General features: G+C 69.9%; 12 protein-coding genes. 3 read left to right on the top strand and 9 right to left on the bottom strand.

The annotated features are described in order from the left end of the window. Positions 1-243: 243 nt before the first annotated feature. The 3 genes from Q0863_RS15255 to rluD all read right to left on the bottom strand — a co-directional run bounded on the left by Q0863_RS15255 (position 244) and on the right by rluD (position 4,990). Positions 244-2,535 carry a TonB-dependent receptor gene (locus Q0863_RS15255; RefSeq protein WP_298580343.1) on the bottom strand — a complete coding sequence of 764 codons (2,292 nt, stop codon included), beginning with the start codon at positions 2,533-2,535 and terminating at the stop codon, positions 244-246. A 416-nt stretch (positions 2,536-2,951) separates the two neighbouring features. Beyond that, positions 2,952-3,998, bottom strand: coding sequence for a polyphenol oxidase family protein (locus tag Q0863_RS18455; RefSeq protein WP_345780529.1), 1,047 nt, complete (start codon positions 3,996-3,998; stop codon positions 2,952-2,954). Then, positions 3,992-4,990, bottom strand: coding sequence for a 23S rRNA pseudouridine(1911/1915/1917) synthase RluD (gene rluD, locus Q0863_RS15240; protein ID WP_298580341.1), 999 nt, complete (start codon positions 4,988-4,990; stop codon positions 3,992-3,994). Before rluD ends, Q0863_RS18455 begins: the two co-directional genes overlap by 7 nt. 86 nt (positions 4,991-5,076) lie before the next feature. On the opposite strand from rluD, the gene Q0863_RS15235 reads away from it, so the two are divergent. After that, positions 5,077-5,952, top strand: coding sequence for an outer membrane protein assembly factor BamD (locus Q0863_RS15235; RefSeq protein ID WP_298580339.1), 876 nt, complete (start codon positions 5,077-5,079; stop codon positions 5,950-5,952). Positions 5,953-6,220: 268 nt separating this feature from the next. Here the strand turns inward: Q0863_RS15235 and Q0863_RS15230 are convergent, their stop codons facing one another. From Q0863_RS15230 to sucC, 6 genes are all read right to left on the bottom strand, one after another. Continuing rightward, the gene (locus Q0863_RS15230) at positions 6,221-7,015 is read right to left on the bottom strand and encodes a vitamin K epoxide reductase family protein (RefSeq protein ID WP_298580336.1); all 795 of its coding nucleotides are present in this window, start codon (positions 7,013-7,015) and stop codon (positions 6,221-6,223) included. Positions 7,016-7,391: 376 nt separating this feature from the next. Next, positions 7,392-9,029 (bottom strand): NAD+ synthase, encoded by a 1,638-nt coding sequence (locus Q0863_RS15225; protein ID WP_298580332.1) that lies wholly within the window; start codon positions 9,027-9,029, stop codon positions 7,392-7,394. 1 nt (position 9,030) lies between these two features. Then, complete coding sequence (locus tag Q0863_RS15220; protein WP_298580329.1) at positions 9,031-9,345, bottom strand: CcdB family protein; 315 nt, start codon at positions 9,343-9,345, stop codon at positions 9,031-9,033. Beyond that, positions 9,342-9,608: a type II toxin-antitoxin system CcdA family antitoxin gene (locus tag Q0863_RS15215; RefSeq protein ID WP_298580326.1), complete on the bottom strand. Its 267-nt coding sequence runs from the start codon at positions 9,606-9,608 to the stop codon at positions 9,342-9,344. The genes Q0863_RS15220 and Q0863_RS15215 overlap by 4 nt, the downstream gene beginning before the upstream one ends. 152 nt (positions 9,609-9,760) lie before the next feature. Continuing rightward, positions 9,761-10,636 carry a succinate--CoA ligase subunit alpha gene (gene sucD / locus Q0863_RS15210; RefSeq protein WP_298580323.1) on the bottom strand — a complete coding sequence of 292 codons (876 nt, stop codon included), beginning with the start codon at positions 10,634-10,636 and terminating at the stop codon, positions 9,761-9,763. A gap of 159 nt (positions 10,637-10,795) precedes the next feature. Then, positions 10,796-11,965 carry an ADP-forming succinate--CoA ligase subunit beta gene (gene sucC / locus Q0863_RS15205; RefSeq protein WP_298580321.1) on the bottom strand — a complete coding sequence of 390 codons (1,170 nt, stop codon included), beginning with the start codon at positions 11,963-11,965 and terminating at the stop codon, positions 10,796-10,798. A gap of 181 nt (positions 11,966-12,146) precedes the next feature. Here sucC and Q0863_RS15200 point away from each other — a divergent pair, with 181 nt between their 5' ends. Next, positions 12,147-13,775 carry a HAMP domain-containing sensor histidine kinase gene (locus Q0863_RS15200; protein WP_298580318.1) on the top strand — a complete coding sequence of 543 codons (1,629 nt, stop codon included), beginning with the start codon at positions 12,147-12,149 and terminating at the stop codon, positions 13,773-13,775. A gap of 120 nt (positions 13,776-13,895) precedes the next feature. After that, positions 13,896-15,332: a sigma-54 dependent transcriptional regulator gene (locus Q0863_RS15195; RefSeq protein ID WP_298580315.1), complete on the top strand. Its 1,437-nt coding sequence runs from the start codon at positions 13,896-13,898 to the stop codon at positions 15,330-15,332. Positions 15,333-15,513: the final 181 nt, after the last annotated feature.

Raw genomic sequence — 15,513 nt, 5'->3', positions numbered from 1 at the left:
GCGGGGGAGGGAGCAGCGCGCTACACGGTGTCGCTCGCGAGCCAGCTTCCCGGGAGACCAAACGCTACTGGCTGCTGGCTGCTGGCTGCTGGCTACTGGCTGCTGGCTACTGGCTGCTGGGTGCTGGGTGCTGGGTGCTGGTTGCTGGCTACGGCTACTGGCTTTCTGCTCCTCCCCCCGCTTGCGGGGCATTGCACCCTTCACGGGTGGGAGGCTGGCAGGGTGGCCGCAGGTCGCCGCGCCCTAGAACCGCGCCGTGAACTCCACGCCCAGCGTGCGCGGCTCGTTGAGGAAGCCCGTCAGGTTGTTGAAGTCGATGCCGCCGACGATGCGGGTCTGGTCGGTGATGTTGCGCCCGAACAGCGCGACCTCGCGATCGCCTTCGGACCAGCTGTAGCCCAGTCGCAGGCCGCCTTCCAGGGTCGATTTGCCGGTGAACTCCGGCGACTCGTACAGGAAGAAGTTGACCTCGCTGCGGTAGGCCCAGTCGGTGAACACGAAGAACTCGCCCTGCCCCACCGGCACGCCCCAGCGCGCGGTGACGTTGTGCACCCACTTGGGCGACTGCGGCAGCGCGTTGCCGTCGATGTAGTAGCGACCGGTCGGCAGCCCGCCCGCGTCGAGCACCGGCGGATCGGTGACCGTGCATTGCGCGCAACCGGCCACGGACAGGTCGGCGTCCTGGATCTCGGTGTCGTTGTAGCTGCTGCCCAGCGTGACCAGCAGCGTGTCGGTCAGCCAGGCCTCGAGGTCGAGCTCGACGCCCTGACCGCTGGTGCGCTCGGCGTTGAGCAGGGTGGCGATGTTGGCATCGCCGCCGACCGCGATGATCTGCTGGTCGTCCACCTCGTAGCGGAACACGTTGAAGCCCAGGCGTGCGCGGCGATCCCACAGGTCGGCCTTGATGCCGACCTCATAGGAGATCGCGTCTTCGGAACTGGCGGTGGTGACGCCGCCGTTGGGCGCGGTGGGATCGGCGAACAGCAGGCGCCCCTGGATCGAGGGCGCGCGGAAGCCGGTGGCCACGCGGGCATACACGTTGACAGCATCGCTGGCCTCGTAGACGCCGCTGAGGTCCCAGCTGACGTTGCTGTCGTCCACCGAGACGTCGTAGGGACCGCCCACCGGCGCGCCGAAGGGCGCGCCTTCGAATACGGTGGCGCTGAACTCTTTTTCGTCCTGCGTGTAGCGCAGGCCGCCACGCAGCTTGAACTGCTCGGTCGCGGCGAACTCGCCCGAGGCGAACACCGCCCAGGCCTTGTTGCGCTGGGTCTGCACCGCGTATCCGGCGCGCGGGTTGCCGGGGGCGAGCGAGTCGTAGTTGAAGCTGTCGACGGTCAGGTCCTCGTCGAACCAGAACAGGCCGGCCTGCCACTCGAAGCGCTGGCCATAGTCCGATTCAATGCGGAATTCCTGGGTGATCTGGCGATGGTCGGGCAGGCCATCCGCCGATTCCGAGGCGAACGGAATGATCCCCGGGCCGGTCAGCTCGGGCGGCAGGAACACCGCGCCATACCCACCATCGATGTCGCCACGGTTGATGGTCTCGACCGTCTCGTAGCCGGTGATCGAATACAGGTTGTGGTCGCCCAGGTCCCAGCGCAGGCGGGCGCTGCCGCCCTGGCTGTCGAGCTCGGAGAAGTTCTGGCCGTCCAGCGCGACCCGGTCTCGGTCGAAGCCGGGGACGAGATCGTTCGTGCCCGGCTGGATGATGTTGGCGCGGAACACGCGCGCGGTGCCGTTGAGATGGCGGCCGTGCAGGTTGAACAGGGCCTCGAAGTCCTCGCCCTCGTACAGGAACTGCACGCGCGCAGCAGATTCGTCGAAGCCTTCGAGACCGTCGTTGGCCGCGCCCGGATGGGTGTTGTCCACCGAATCCTCACGACGCTGGTACAGCGCCGACACGCGCACCGACCAGCGATCGGTCAGCGGGCCGCCCCAGGCGCCCTCCACGTTCCACAGACCGTCGGTGCCGGCGGCAAGCCGCGCATACCCGCCGGCTTCCTGCGACGGCTTGGCCGATTCGAACTTGACCACGCCGGCCGGGCTGTTGCGCCCGAACAGCGTGCCCTGCGGGCCACGCAGCACCTCGATGCGCTCCAGGTCGAACACCGGGAATCCCTTGAGGATCGGGTTCTCCTGGACCACGTCGTCGTACACCAGCGACACCGGCTGCGAGGCGTTGAGGTCGAAGTCGGTGTTGCCCAGGCCGCGGATGTAGAAGCGCGGGAAGGCGCGGCCGAACGAGGACTCGATGTTGAGGCTGGGCACGCGCCCGGACAGGAAGCGCACGTCGCCCGCGCCCGAGGCCAGCACGCCCAGCTTCTCGCCCGACAGGGTGCTGATCGAGACCGGCACGTCCTGGATGTTCTCGACCTTGCGCTGCGCGGTCACTTCCAGCGCGTCCAGGGTCACGGCTTCACGGCCGGCGGTGGCGCTGTCCTGGGCGGACGCCAGCAGCGGCGCGGCGAGCGCCAGGGCGAGCAGCGAACGGCGCAGGGGAAGGAACGGGCGGCGCAGACGGAAAGCGGTCATGGCGGGTCCTGGCAACGTAGAAGGGGGAGCGCGACGTCAGCGGCGCACGGTATCGCGACGCGGCCCCCGGAGGACAGCGTCGAGCAGGTCCATCAGTAGGCGACTACTGTCGGACAGGGGCGGCGGCAGGCCGAAATAACCGTTGGTCATAAGCAGATGGAGCGGCCGGGTGGCATGGCTGCGGCGACGGGTGCTGATGCCGGCGCGGATGCGCCACGGTAACGCCTACGACAGCGACTGCGGCCGCAGCTACAGCGACAGCTGCGGTGTGGTGGCTGATGCCGAACAGGCGCAGTGCGTGGGCTGCCGGGTGGCACAGCGAGGGTTGCGAGGTGCGGCGCACCAGTGCGGTAACCCGTTTCGGGCAGGACCGGCGCCGCCACGGCGTGGTCCGCGGGCATGCCGGACCTCCTGGATCAGTCCAGGCCGATCCAGGCCAAGGTCGCGATGCGGCCACTGCGGCCGTCGCGGCGGTGCGAAAAGAACCGGTCCGGTTCCGACATCGTGCACCACGTGCCGCCGTGGATATCGGCCATGGACATGCCCGCGGCGATGAGGCGGCGGCGCGCAAGCGCAGGCAGGTCGGCCAGCCAGTGGCCTTCCCGCGTGGCCACGAACGCGGAAACGGCGGCCGCATCGTGCGAGACGAAGGCGTCGAAGACGTTGCGCCCGACCTCGTAGCTTGCCGGGCCGGCGCAGGGGCCGATCCATGTCAGCACGTCGGCCGGCGGCGTGCGCATGGCGGCGAGCGTCGCCTCGAGCATGCCCTGCGACAGTCCCGGCCATCCCGCGTGGGCCGCGGCGATCTCGCTGCCGTCCTTGGCGGCGAATACCACCGGCAGGCAGTCGGCGGTGAGGATGGCCAGGACGACGCCGGCAACGCCGGTGACTGCGGCATCGGCCTCAGGCTCGTCGTCGCCGAACGCCACCTGCCGGTGATGCGGCTGCGTGATCCGCGCAGCTTCGATCCGGCCCCCATCCTCTCCCGCAAGCGGAGGAGGGGGAAACGCCGCGGCGGGATCCAGGCCTTCTCCCGTTGGCGCGGCGTCCAGGCTCCCTCCCCCACTCGCGACGACGAGGCTCCCTCCCCTGTACGCGGCGGCCAGGCTCCGTTCCCCACTCGCGGCAGCCAAGCTCCCTTCCCAGCGCGCGGCGTCCAGGCTCCCTCCCCCGCTTGCGGGGGAGGGTTGGGGTGGGGGCAAAGCCGGCGCGTCGAACCTCAACACCCGCGTCCCGTGCACCTGCCGCAGCCAGTGCGGCGCGGACGGCAGGCCGAAGCGTGCGACCAGTTCGGCGCGGTTGCGCGCCACCGCGACGGGATCGTCCCCGTCCGCGCCGCGGAAATTGCCCAGGTTGAAGCTGTCGAACGGCGCCGCGGACACCCCGGCGCCATGGCGCAGCGTGGTGAATGCCCGCACCTTCGGCGGGAACGGAGCCGTGGCCGCGAGGCCGCCGCTCACCACCGCCGCGCGCGCTCGGCTTCGGCGTGGGCGGCGGTGTCCTCGCGCAGGGCCGCCATCAGCGCCAGCAGGTCGGCGGGCACCGGCGCGCTGCACCGCACCGGCTCGCCGCTGGCCGGATGCGCGAATTCCAGCGTCTCGGCGTGCAGCGCCTGGCGGCGGAAGCCGCGCAGTGCCGCCACCAGCGCATCGCCCGAGCCCTTCGGCAGCTTCAGCGGACCGCCATACAGCGGATCGCCGACGATCGGATGGCGCACATGGGCCATGTGCACGCGGATCTGGTGGGTCCGTCCCGTTTCCAGCCGGCACTCCACCGCGGTGTGGGCGCGGAAGCGCTCGCGCAGCCGGTAGTGGGTGACCGCCTCGCGGCCATCCTCGCGCACCGCCATGCGCACCCGGTCGCGCGGATGGCGGTCGATCGGCGCATCGACGGTGCCGCCGGCCACCAGCGCGCCGGTGACCACGGCCAGGTACTGCCGGTGCACACCGCGCGCCGACAGCTGCGCGACCAGCGCGGTCTGCGCCTGCAGGGTGCGCGCCACCACCATGACGCCGGAGGTGTCCTTGTCCAGCCGGTGCACCACGCCCGCGCGCGGCACCGCGGCCAGCGCGGGATGCCGGTGCAGCAGGGCGTTGACCAGGGTGCCGTCGGGATTGCCCGCGCCCGGATGCACCACCAGTCCCGCGGGCTTGTCGATGACCAGCACCTCGTCGTCCTCGTACACCACCTGCAGCGGGATGTCCTGGGGTTCGGCCGTGGTTTCCTCCTCCAGGCGCGCATGCAGGCTGACCCGCTCGCCGCCACGCACGGGATCGCGCGGCCGCACCTCGCGGTCGTCCAGGCGGACATCGCCGGAGCGGATCCAGGCCGCCAGGCGCGAACGCGAGAATTCGGGGAACAGCTCGGCCAGGACCGCGTCGAAGCGGCGCCCGGCGGCGGTTTCGGGGACGCGGGCCTCGCGTGGCGGGTTGTCGGCGTGACCGGGATCGGACATGGACGGCTGCGATTCAGGCGATGGACCCGGCGGACCGGGACGGGCTGGTATTATCCGCCCTTCGTGCCTTGCCTGCCCCGGTGCCCATGACCGTCCGCCTGTCCCCGTTTTACCGCACCGTGCTGCTGCTGCTCGTGATCGTCATGGCGACCTCCGGCTGCGCACGCCTGAAGGGCGCCTTCAAGGACAAGGACGAGAACGAGGGCGTCCCGGTCGAAGAGCTCTACGACAAGGGCCAGTCGCAGATGCACAACGGCAACTGGGCCGGCGCCGCCGTCACCTACCGCCGCCTGCTCGCCCAGTACCCCTACGGGCCGTACACCGAACAGGCGCTGATGGAAACCGCCTACGCCCACTTCAAGATGGGCAACAACGAGGAGGCGATCTCCACCATCGACCGCTTCCTGCGCACCTATCCCACGCACAAGAACACCCCGTACATGTACTACCTGCGCGGCCTGGTGAACGCCAACCGCGACACGGTGTTCCTGCAGCGGGTGTGGAAGCTCGACGCCAGCCGCCGCGACCTGGCCACGCCCAACCAGGCCTACTCGGACTTCAACACCCTGATCGAGCGCTACCCGGGCAGCCGCTACGCCGCCGACGCCCGCCAGCGGATGGTGCAGCTGCGCAACATGTTCGCCCGCCACGAGATCGAGACGGCGCTGTACTACCTGCGCCGCGACGCCTGGGTTGCCGCGGCAGACCGCGCCACCTACCTGCTGGAAACCTATCCGCAGAGCGAGTTCCAGAACGACGCGGTCGCGGTGCTGGTCGCCGCCTACACTGAGCTGGGCAACGAGACCCTGGCGGCCGACGCGCGCCGCGTGCTGGCGCAGAACGAGCCCGATCACCCGTACCTGAGCGGCGACTGGCCCGACTATCCCTGGACCATCCGCAAGCTCAACCCGTTCGCGGGCGAGAGGTCGGCTGTCGACAACGACGACCGCGTCCGCGACTGAGCGGATCGCAGGCACGACAAAAACGCCGCCCCGGGGGCGGCGTTTTCGTTTGCGGACCTTGTCGTTTGGCCTGCGGCACGGCGCGTGGCGTGGCGGCCACGGAATCGTGCAGTCCTCCGGAGGTCTGAAGAGGGCTGCGTGGATCGGGCAGCGTGCCAGGCAGCACCCTCTCGTGACGATGCCGGCCCGGCAGGCGAACGACAAGACGCCGCTGCGCGTCCCGAAGCCGCCGCGAGCCGCGTGGCTTTCGACATGGCGCCGGTGCCGCTCAGTCCTGCGCAGCCCCCTCCCAGTCGAACCCGCTCAGCCGCGCCAGCCGTTCCGGCGGCAGGACTTCGACGTAGTGCTGCCGTTCGATCACCCAGGTCGGGTAGCCACCGACCCCCGCGCCCAGACATTCGAACGCGACGCCGCCGTTGCGGCCCTGGGGCGAGCACTCCACGTACGGCAGGTGCCTGGCGGCCGCGCCGAACGCATCCTTCTGCTCGTTGCAGACCGGGCACCACGACGCGCCGTAGAACTTCGCGCCGGACTGCGCCAGGTGCTCGGCCAGCGCGCGCAGGCGCGGTTCCTCGCGCCGCTCCAGCAGGCCCATCGCCGAGAGCTGCAGCATTCCCAACAGGCCCAACGCCAGCAGCCCGTTGCCCAGCCACCAGGTCGGCCAGGCGGTCCCGGGGGCCGCATCGGGCCGGGCACGGTGCACCAGCACGAAGATCGCCAGCATGATCGCCAGCGACGCCAGGCACCACGCGCACAGCGCCTGCACGGCGACCAGCCCGGCCACGGTGAGATAGACGCTGATCGCCAGCCCGAGGAAGGCCAGTCGCCACAGCCGGCGCCATCGCGCCAGGCGCGATGCCGGACGCCACGCCGTCCACGCCAGCGCCGCGTACAGGGCGAAGCCCCAGGCCGCGATCGGCAGCCCGAGGAAGCGCGACCAGCGGCTGCCCTGCACCAGCTCGCAGCCCGCGCCCTCCGCGCAGAAGGCGGGACTGCCGCCGTGCCAGGCGGTCCACGCCAGCCAGGCGGTCAGCAGCAGGCCGGCGACGATCAGCAGACGCAATACCGGTTCGCCGCGCGGCATGGGGACGGCAGCGCGCGGTGCGGCAGTTCCCGCGGGTGTTGCCGCGTCCTGCCGGCGCGTCTCGGGTTTGCGGCGTTTTCCGGCCGATTTCCTGCTCATGCGTCGCGCCGCCCCGTGTCGTTGATCATCGCGCATTATGCCGTTGCTGCCGGGCGCGGCCGCGTGCGACACGATCCGCCGGGCACTGCGATGGACCCGTCGGATTCGATTCGAACTGGGGGCGGACGGCAGCCGCGTGCGCGCCGGTGAGGCAGGTCGTCAACGTTTCGGGCCGCGCTGGCCGACCTTCCAACGCAAGGAGGGATCCCCTTCTGATCCGTCTCCTTGGGAAATCAGCGCAGGCCGCCGCCCAGCGCTACGCGGGATAGCGGTTGCTGATCGGGTAGCGCCGCTCGCGGCCGAACGCGCGGCGCGAGACCTTCGGACCCGGCGCCGCCTGATGGCGCTTCCACTCGCTCACCCGCACCAGGCGCAGCACGCGGTCGACCGTGGCGGTGTCGAAGCCCGCGCCCACGATCTCGTCGCGCGACTGCTCCAGATCGACGTAGCGGCGCAGGATCGCGTCGAGCACGTCGTAGGGCGGCAGCGAATCCTGGTCGAGCTGGTTGGCGCGCAGTTCGGCCGAGGGCGCGCGCGCGATCACGTCCGGCGGGATCACCGGCGCCCCGCCCACCGTGTTGCGCCACCGCGCCAGGCCGTAGATCTCGGTCTTGTACAGGTCCTTGATCGGCGCGTAGCCGCCGCACATGTCGCCATAGATCGTGGCGTAGCCGACCGCGTACTCGCTCTTGTTGCCGGTGGTCAGCAGCAGGCCGCCGAGCTTGTTCGACAGCGCCATCAGCAGCGCGCCGCGCGCGCGCGACTGCAGGTTCTCCTCGGTGGCGTCCGGCGCCAGGCCCTCGAACCGTTCCGCCAGCGCATCGAGGAAGCCCTGGAAGGGCTGCTCGATCGGGATGGTGAGCAGCTCCACGCCCAGCGCATCGCACTGCTCCTGCGCCAGGTCGTTGGACAGCCCGGCGGTGTAGCGCGAAGGCATCCGCACCGCGGTGACGTTGCCCGCGCCCAGCGCGTCGACCGCCAGCGCCAGCACGATCGACGAGTCGATGCCGCCCGACAGCCCCAGCCACACCTTCGAGAACCCGTTCTTGCCGCAGTAGTCGCGGATCCCGCGCACGACCGCGCGCCAGGCCAGCGCATCCATGCTCTCGTCGCCGTCGTCCATCCACAGCACCGGCGCGAACCTGCGCATGGCAGGGTCGTAGTCGACCACCAGCCACTGGTCGGTGAACGCGGCCGCGGCCGGATGGACCGTGCCGTCGGCATCGGCCACCAGCGAGGCGCCGTCGAACACCAGCGAATCCTGCCCCCCGACCACATTGAGATAAGCCAGCGCCGCGCCGCCCTCGCGCGTGCGGTCGGCCAGCATCGCGTCGCGCCGCGCGTGCTTGCCGCGCTCGAACGGCGAGGCATTGGCGATCAGCACCAGCTGCGCGCCGGCGCGGGTGGTGTCGGCCAGCGGCTCGGGAAACCAGGCGTCCTCGCACACCAGCACGCCCACCGGCACGCCCTTGACCTCCACCACGCAGCTGCCGCCGTCCGGATCGACGTGGAAATAGCGGCGCTCGTCGAACACGTCGCTGTTGGGCAGCTCGCGCTTGCGGTAAGTCGCCTCGATCCGCCCCCCGCGCAGCACGCTGGCAGCGTTGTAGAGGATGCTGCCGTGGCTCTCCGGCCAGCCGACCACGGCGACGATTCCGGTGGCCGCCTTCGCCACCTCGCGCATCGCCCGGTCGCAGTCGGACAGGAACGAGGGCCGCATCAGCAGGTCCTCCGGCGGATAGCCGCTGATCGCCAGTTCCGGGAACAGCACGATGTCGGCGCCGTACTCGTCGCGTGCCTCGGCGATCATCGCCGCGATGCGGGTGGCGTTGCCCGTCACGTCGCCGACCGGGAAGTCGAACTGGGCCATCGCGATGCGGAGGGTGTCGGTCATTTCAGATCCCGTGCGTCAGCATGTCGATGGCGGCAAGTATGACCGGTCGCTCGCGTGAGAGATCCGCAACCCTAGTACCGAGCATGCGCGCCGGCACGCCCATGATCTGCGCGGTATCCATGACCAGTTCCCGGTCGTCCAATGCGAGTCGCGGCATCAGCCTGTCGATGAGGGCGCCAGCCCGCTCCGGCGGGATCAACGGCACCACGACACGCGATCCGAGCGTCTCGATCAGGTCGCTCTGGACATCGAGGAAACAGGGGATGAGCTTGCGCGATGCCGGGTCGGCGTTGCGATAGACGGCGAACTGGCTCATTCGCCGGGAGCGTCCCGAAATGCGCGGACGTGATCGACCAACATGCCGTCGCGCTCGATGCGCCTGTTGTACGCGCCCATCGCCTCCCGGTTCTCCTCCAGCCAACGTTCCCGCCGGCGCGCACGCACTTCCGTTTCGAGCGCCTTTTCGAGCGTGGCCGACAGATTGATGTCCAACGCCCGGGCCTCCTCGAGCAGCCCCTGGTTGACGCTGACGTTGGTAGCCCGCTTGCCGTAGCCGGCGTAGTCCTCACGAGTGCGCATGGCCTACCTCCGATTCATGCGCATCGATTATGCGCATTGCGCACGCGCCTGTAAACCGGATCCGCGGTCTTGGGCACATCGCCAGCACGACCAACGTCGGAACGTAAAAGGCCGCCCGAAGGCGGCCTTTTACGCATCACGGAGGCAGCGACTCAGCCGTTGAGCAGCTTCGCGATCGCCGCTCCCAGGTCGCCCGGGGACTTCACCGTGGTCACGCCCGCCTTCTCCAACGCGGCGAACTTGCCCTCGGCCGTGCCCGAACCGCCGGAGGCGATGGCACCGGCATGGCCCATGCGCTTGCCCTTCGGGGCCGACGCGCCGGCGATGAAGCCGACCACGGGCTTGGTCACGTGCCTGGCGATGTACTCCGCCGCCTCTTCCTCGGCAGAGCCGCCGATCTCGCCGACCAGGATGATGCCCTCGGTCTGCGGATCGCCCTGGAACAGCTTCAGCGCGTCGATGAAGTTGGTGCCGTTGATCGGGTCGCCGCCGATGCCGATGCAGGTCGACTGGCCGAGGCCGGCGTCGGTGGTCTGCTTGACCGCTTCATAGGTCAGCGTGCCCGAGCGCGAGACGATGCCCACCTTGCCCGGCTTGTGGATGTGGCCGGGCATGATGCCGATCTTGCACTCGCCGGGGGTGATCACGCCGGGGCAGTTCGGGCCGATCAGCACGACGTCCGGGTAGCCCTTGAGCGTGTTCTTGACCCGCAGCATGTCCAGCACCGGGATGCCCTCGGTGATGCACACGATCACCTTGATGCCGGCATCGGCCGCCTCGAGGATCGCGTCGGCCGCGAACGGCGGCGGCACGTAGATCACCGAGGCATCGGCGCCGGTGCGCTCGACCGCCTCGCGCACGGTGTTGAAGACCGGCAGGCCGATGTGCTCGGTGCCGCCCTTGCCCGGGGTCACGCCGCCGACCACCTGGGTGCCGTAGTCGAGCATCTGCTGCGCGTGGAAGGTGCCCTGCTGGCCGGTGAAGCCCTGCACGATCACCTTGGTGTTCTTGTTGACCAAAACGGACATTTCTTTGAGTTCCTTGCGAATTCGATGTCGATTGCTTCGGACGCATCGGACAAGGCTTGCAGCTTCCTTGTTCGTCCGCGCGTTCCTCCACAACCCCCACCCCGCCGCTGCGCGCCGGGGTCGCCCCCTTGACTCAAGGGGGCTGGAAAAGCCCGTGCGTCAGGCCGCCTGCTTCACCGCGGCGACGGCCTTCTTCGCGCCGTCGTTGATGTCGTCGGCCGGCGTGATCGCCAGTCCGCTCTCGCGCAGCAGCTTCTTGCCTTCCTCGACGTTGGTGCCTTCCAGGCGCACGATCACCGGCACCTTGACGTCCACTTCCTTGACCGCGGCGATGATGCCCTCGGCGATCATGTCGCAGCGCACGATGCCGCCGAAGATGTTGACGAAGATCGCCTTCACGTCCTCGTCCGACAGGATCAGCTTGAACGCCTCGGTCACGCGCTCCTTGTTGGCGCCGCCGCCCACGTCGAGGAAGTTGGCCGGTTCGCCGCCCTCGAGCTTGATCACGTCCATCGTCGCCATCGCAAGGCCGGCGCCGTTGACCATGCAGCCGATGTCGCCGTCCATGGTCACGTAGTTGAGGTCGTGCTGGCTGGCGGCCACCTCGGTCTCGTCCTCCTGGCGGATGTCGCGCATCGCGACCAGGTCGGCGTGGCGGAACGAGGCGTTGTCGTCGGAGTTGACCTTGCCGTCGAGCACCGCGAGGTTGCCGTCGGTGAGGATCGCCAGCGGGTTGAGTTCGACCAGCGCCAGGTCCTTCTCGTTGAACAGCCTGTACAGGCCCAGCATGATCTTCGACAGCTGGCCCACCTGCTTGGCGGTCAGGCCCAGGGCAAAGCCCATGTCGCGGCACTGGTAGGGCTGCAGGCCCTGCACGTAGTTGACGTTGAGGGTCTGGATCTTCTCGGGGGTCTCGGCGGCCACCTGCTCGATGTCGACGCCGCCCTCGCTGGAGGCGATGAAGGTGATCGACTGGGTCGAGCGGTCGACCAGCACCGACAGGTACAGCTCCTTGTCGATGTCAGTGCCCTCGGAGATCAGCACCGAATCGATCGGCAGCGCCACGCCGGCCGACTGGTAGGTCTCCATCTTCGTGCCGAGCATGGCCTTGGCGTACTCGCGCACCTCGTCGAGGGTGCGGGCGAGCTTGACGCCGCCGGCCTTGCCGCGGCCGCCGGCGTGGATCTGGGCCTTGACCACCCACAGGTCGCCGGGGATGGCCTTGGCGGCATCGACCGCCTCTTCGGGGGAGCGCGCAACGCGCCCGGCCGGCACCGCGATGCCGTAGTCGGCGAACAACTGCTTGGCCTGGTATTCGTGGAAGTTCATGTGGGGTCCGTGCTGGGGAGGATCGCGTCGCGCGTCCCGGGACCCGGAGGCCAGCAGGCTGTACGCGGCCGCCTATTCTCGCCCATGCGCCGCCCTCGGGCAAAACCCGGCCTTTGGGCGCGGCCACGCCGGGGGCGGCCGCGCCCCTATACTCCGGGGCTGCCCACGCCCGCAGACGCCCTTGCCTGCCTCCTACGCAGCCATCCCAGCCCTGAGTCCGTCGCCCGGCCGCGAGCTGTACCTGTTCGCGTTCTACCGGGTCCTGGTGGCGGCCCTGCTGGCCCTGGTGGTGTTCAGCCCGGCCGGCGCCCTGATCGGCGACATGCACCTGCCGCAGCTGGCGCGGACGGTCTCGGTCGCCTACACGGCGCTGTCGATCCTGCTGGTGGTGCTCGCGCGCCGGACCGGGGACGGCGATGCCCTGGCCCCGCACGCGGCCGCCGGCCTGGTCATCGACCTCGTGGTGATGTTGCTGGCGACCCACGCCATGCCCGGCGCCGGCCCCGGCATCGCCCTGATGCTGGTGTTCAACCTGGCCGCCGGCTCGCTGTTCCTGTCGGTGCGCTGGGCCATGGTCTTCGCCGCCGCCGCGACCGCCGCGCTCGTGGCCGAGTACACCTGGGACCGGATCGAGCAGGTCCACGCCTACCGGCCGCTGGCCGAAGTGCTGATGTTCTCGGTCGCCTACTTCGCCGTGGCCGCCCTGATGCGCCACCTGGGCCGGCAGATGCAGGACGCCCGCCGCCTGGCCGACCAGCGCGGCGCCGAGGCGGCCAACCTGGCCGAGATCAACGAACTGGTGATCCGCCGCATGCGCATCGGCGTGATCCTGGTGGACGGCACCGGCCGGGTCCGCATGACCAACGAGGCCGCGCAGCTGCTGCTGCGCGACGACGGCGACGGCGACCGCCCCGGCATGCACGGCCGGGTGCTGGCCGAGGTCGTGCCCGAGCTGGCGATGCGCCTGGCTGCCTGGCTGCAAGACGGGCGCCAGGACGACACGCCGATGGCCTGCGGGCCGGACAGGACCGACGTGCTGCCGCGCTTCGCCCGCCTGCTGGCCACCAGCGACTCCACCCTGATCTTCCTGGACGACACCTCGCTGGTCTCGCGCCGGGCCGAGTCCATCACCCTGGCCGCGATGGGCCGGTTCTCGGCCAGCCTCGCCCACGAGATCCGCAACCCGCTGGCGGCGATCAGCTACGCCACCCAGCTGCTGGAGGAATCGCACGACCTCACCAGCAGCGACCGCCGCCTGCTGCAGATCATCCACCAGCAGTGCATGCGCACCAACGGCATCGTCGAAAGCGTGCTGGGCCTGGCCCGCCGCGAACGCGCCAAGCCCGAGCACATCGAGCTGGTCGGGTTCATGCGCAACTTCATCGACGACTACCGCATGATCGTGCCGGAGGAGAACGCGCAGCTGCGCATCACCGACGGGCCACCGCGCCTGCCGGTGATGTTCGACCCGCGCCACCTGCAGCAGATCATGACCTCGCTGGTGAACAACGCCGTGCGCTACGGCCACATGCCCGGCGAGATGCCGCGCATCGCCATCCATGTCGAGGGCGACCAGCGCGCGCCGGTGATCAGCGTGCTCGACCGCGGCCCCGGCATCCCCGAGAGCGTGGCCAGCCAGCTGTTCCGTCCGTTCTTCACCACCTCCGAGAACGGCACCGGCCTGGGCCTCTACATCGCCCACGAACTGTGCCGGGCCAACGAGGCGACGCTCGAATACATCGCCGTCCCGGGCGGCGGCGCCTGCTTCCGCATCACCCTGCCGGCGCAGCACGCCCTGCGGAGCGGCTGAGCGGCGTCACTGCGCCATAGCTCCCTCCCCCGCCCGCCCCGTACCCCACCGCACGCACCCTCGTCACCCACGTCAAAAACTGTCAATATTGGTCACCTTGAGACTTCCGCCGCAGTTCCCATGAATGAAGCCCGCAGCGCCCTGATCGTCGATGACGAACAAGACATCCGCGAACTGCTGGTGCTGACCCTGGGGAGGATGGGCCTGCGCACGGACACCGCGCCCAACCTGCACGCGGCCCGGCAGATGCTGGCCACCGTCTCCTACGACCTGTGCCTGACCGACATGCGCCTGCCCGACGGTTCTGGCCTGGAGCTGGTCAGCGAGATCTCCACCCGCTTCCCCTCCACCCCGGTCGCGGTCATCACCGCCTACGGCAACGTCGAGGCCGCGGTCGAGGCGCTCAAGGCCGGCGCCTTCGACTTCGTCAGCAAGCCGGTCGACATCAACGTGCTGCGCGGCCTGGTCCGCCAGGCACTCGAACTCAACGCCAAGCGCCTGGCCCAGCCGGAAGACACCGGCCGCCTGCTCGGCACCTCGCCGCCGATGGTGTCGTTGCGCCAGACCATCGCCAAGGTCGCGCGCAGCCAGGCGCCGGTGCACATCCTGGGCGAGTCCGGCACCGGCAAGGAGCTGGTCGCCCGCACCATCCACGCCCAGGGTTCGCGCGCCGGCGGTCCGTTCGTCCCGGTCAACTGCGGTGCGATCCCCTCGGAGCTGATGGAGAGCGAGTTCTTCGGCCACAAGAAGGGCAGCTTCACCGGCGCCACCAGCGACAAGCCCGGCCTGTTCCAGGCTGCCGACGGCGGCACCCTGTTCCTCGACGAGGTCGCCGAGCTGCCCCTGCCGATGCAGGTCAAGCTGCTGCGCGCCATCCAGGAAAAGAGCGTGCGCCCGGTCGGTGCCCAGGGCGAAGTGGCGGTGGACGTGCGCATCCTCTCGGCCACCCACAAGGACCTGTCGCACCTGGTCACCGAAGGCCGCTTCCGCCACGACCTGTACTACCGCATCAACGTCATCGGCCTGCTGGTACCGCCGCTGCGCGAGCGCGAAGGCGACCTCACCCTGCTCTCGGCCGCCGTGCTCGACCGCCTCTCGCGCGCGATGAAGCGCCAGCCGCCCACCCTCGCCGCCGATGCCATCGCCGCCCTCGAGAGCTACCCCTTCCCCGGCAACGTGCGCGAACTGGAGAACGTCCTCGAACGCGCCCTGGCCATGGCCGACGGCGACACCATCCATGCCGACGACCTGCAGCTGCCCACCGGCAACAGCTTCCCCGGCACGCAGGCCGGCGCACCATTCGCATCACACCCCGCACCGCAGTCGAACCCGCCCACCGGCGCCTCAGCCGCGGGCGCCGCGGCGCCCGACCCGCGCAGCCTCAACCCCTTCGACACCTCCAGCAGCGCCCTGCCCTCCTACATCGAGGAGATCGAGCGCACCGCCATCCAGCAGGCCCTGCAGGAAAACCGCTACAACAAGACCAAGACCGCGGCCGCACTGGGCATCACCTTCCGGGCGCTGCGGTACAAGCTGAAGAAGCTCGGGATCGATTGAGGGCGACGGGGCACACTGCGACCGTGTCGCGGCCATTGCGTACCACGCAATTCGCAGGACGCCGGAACGGGCACTGACGTGCGCTCCGTTGCAGTGGACCCGCATGCGGGCCTCATGCGGATGGCGCAGCCGTCATCGATACAGCCACACCCGGATCCACAAGCACGACGCTGGCTCAGGC

Source organism: uncultured Luteimonas sp., assembly GCF_947492465.1.
GTDB lineage: Bacteria > Pseudomonadota > Gammaproteobacteria > Xanthomonadales > Xanthomonadaceae > Luteimonas.
The sequence above is the reverse complement of the archived record's forward strand: the minus strand, read 5'-3'. Positions and strand labels throughout refer to the sequence as shown.

What these genes read in the sequence shown, in the direction of transcription:
- Q0863_RS15235 (WP_298580339.1), top strand. Translation starts at nt 5,077, where the DNA reads ATGACCGTCCGCCTGTCCCCGTTTTACCGCACCGTGCTGCTGCTGCTC.
- sucC (WP_298580321.1), bottom strand. Translation starts at nt 11,965, where the DNA reads ATGAACTTCCACGAATACCAGGCCAAGCAGTTGTTCGCCGACTACGGC.
- Q0863_RS15195 (WP_298580315.1), top strand. Translation starts at nt 13,896, where the DNA reads ATGAATGAAGCCCGCAGCGCCCTGATCGTCGATGACGAACAAGACATC.
- Q0863_RS15215 (WP_298580326.1), bottom strand. Translation starts at nt 9,608, where the DNA reads ATGCGCACTCGTGAGGACTACGCCGGCTACGGCAAGCGGGCTACCAAC.
- Q0863_RS15220 (WP_298580329.1), bottom strand. Translation starts at nt 9,345, where the DNA reads ATGAGCCAGTTCGCCGTCTATCGCAACGCCGACCCGGCATCGCGCAAG.
- Q0863_RS15225 (WP_298580332.1), bottom strand. Translation starts at nt 9,029, where the DNA reads ATGACCGACACCCTCCGCATCGCGATGGCCCAGTTCGACTTCCCGGTC.
- Q0863_RS15255 (WP_298580343.1), bottom strand. Translation starts at nt 2,535, where the DNA reads ATGACCGCTTTCCGTCTGCGCCGCCCGTTCCTTCCCCTGCGCCGTTCG.
- sucD (WP_298580323.1), bottom strand. Translation starts at nt 10,636, where the DNA reads ATGTCCGTTTTGGTCAACAAGAACACCAAGGTGATCGTGCAGGGCTTC.
- rluD (WP_298580341.1), bottom strand. Translation starts at nt 4,990, where the DNA reads ATGTCCGATCCCGGTCACGCCGACAACCCGCCACGCGAGGCCCGCGTC.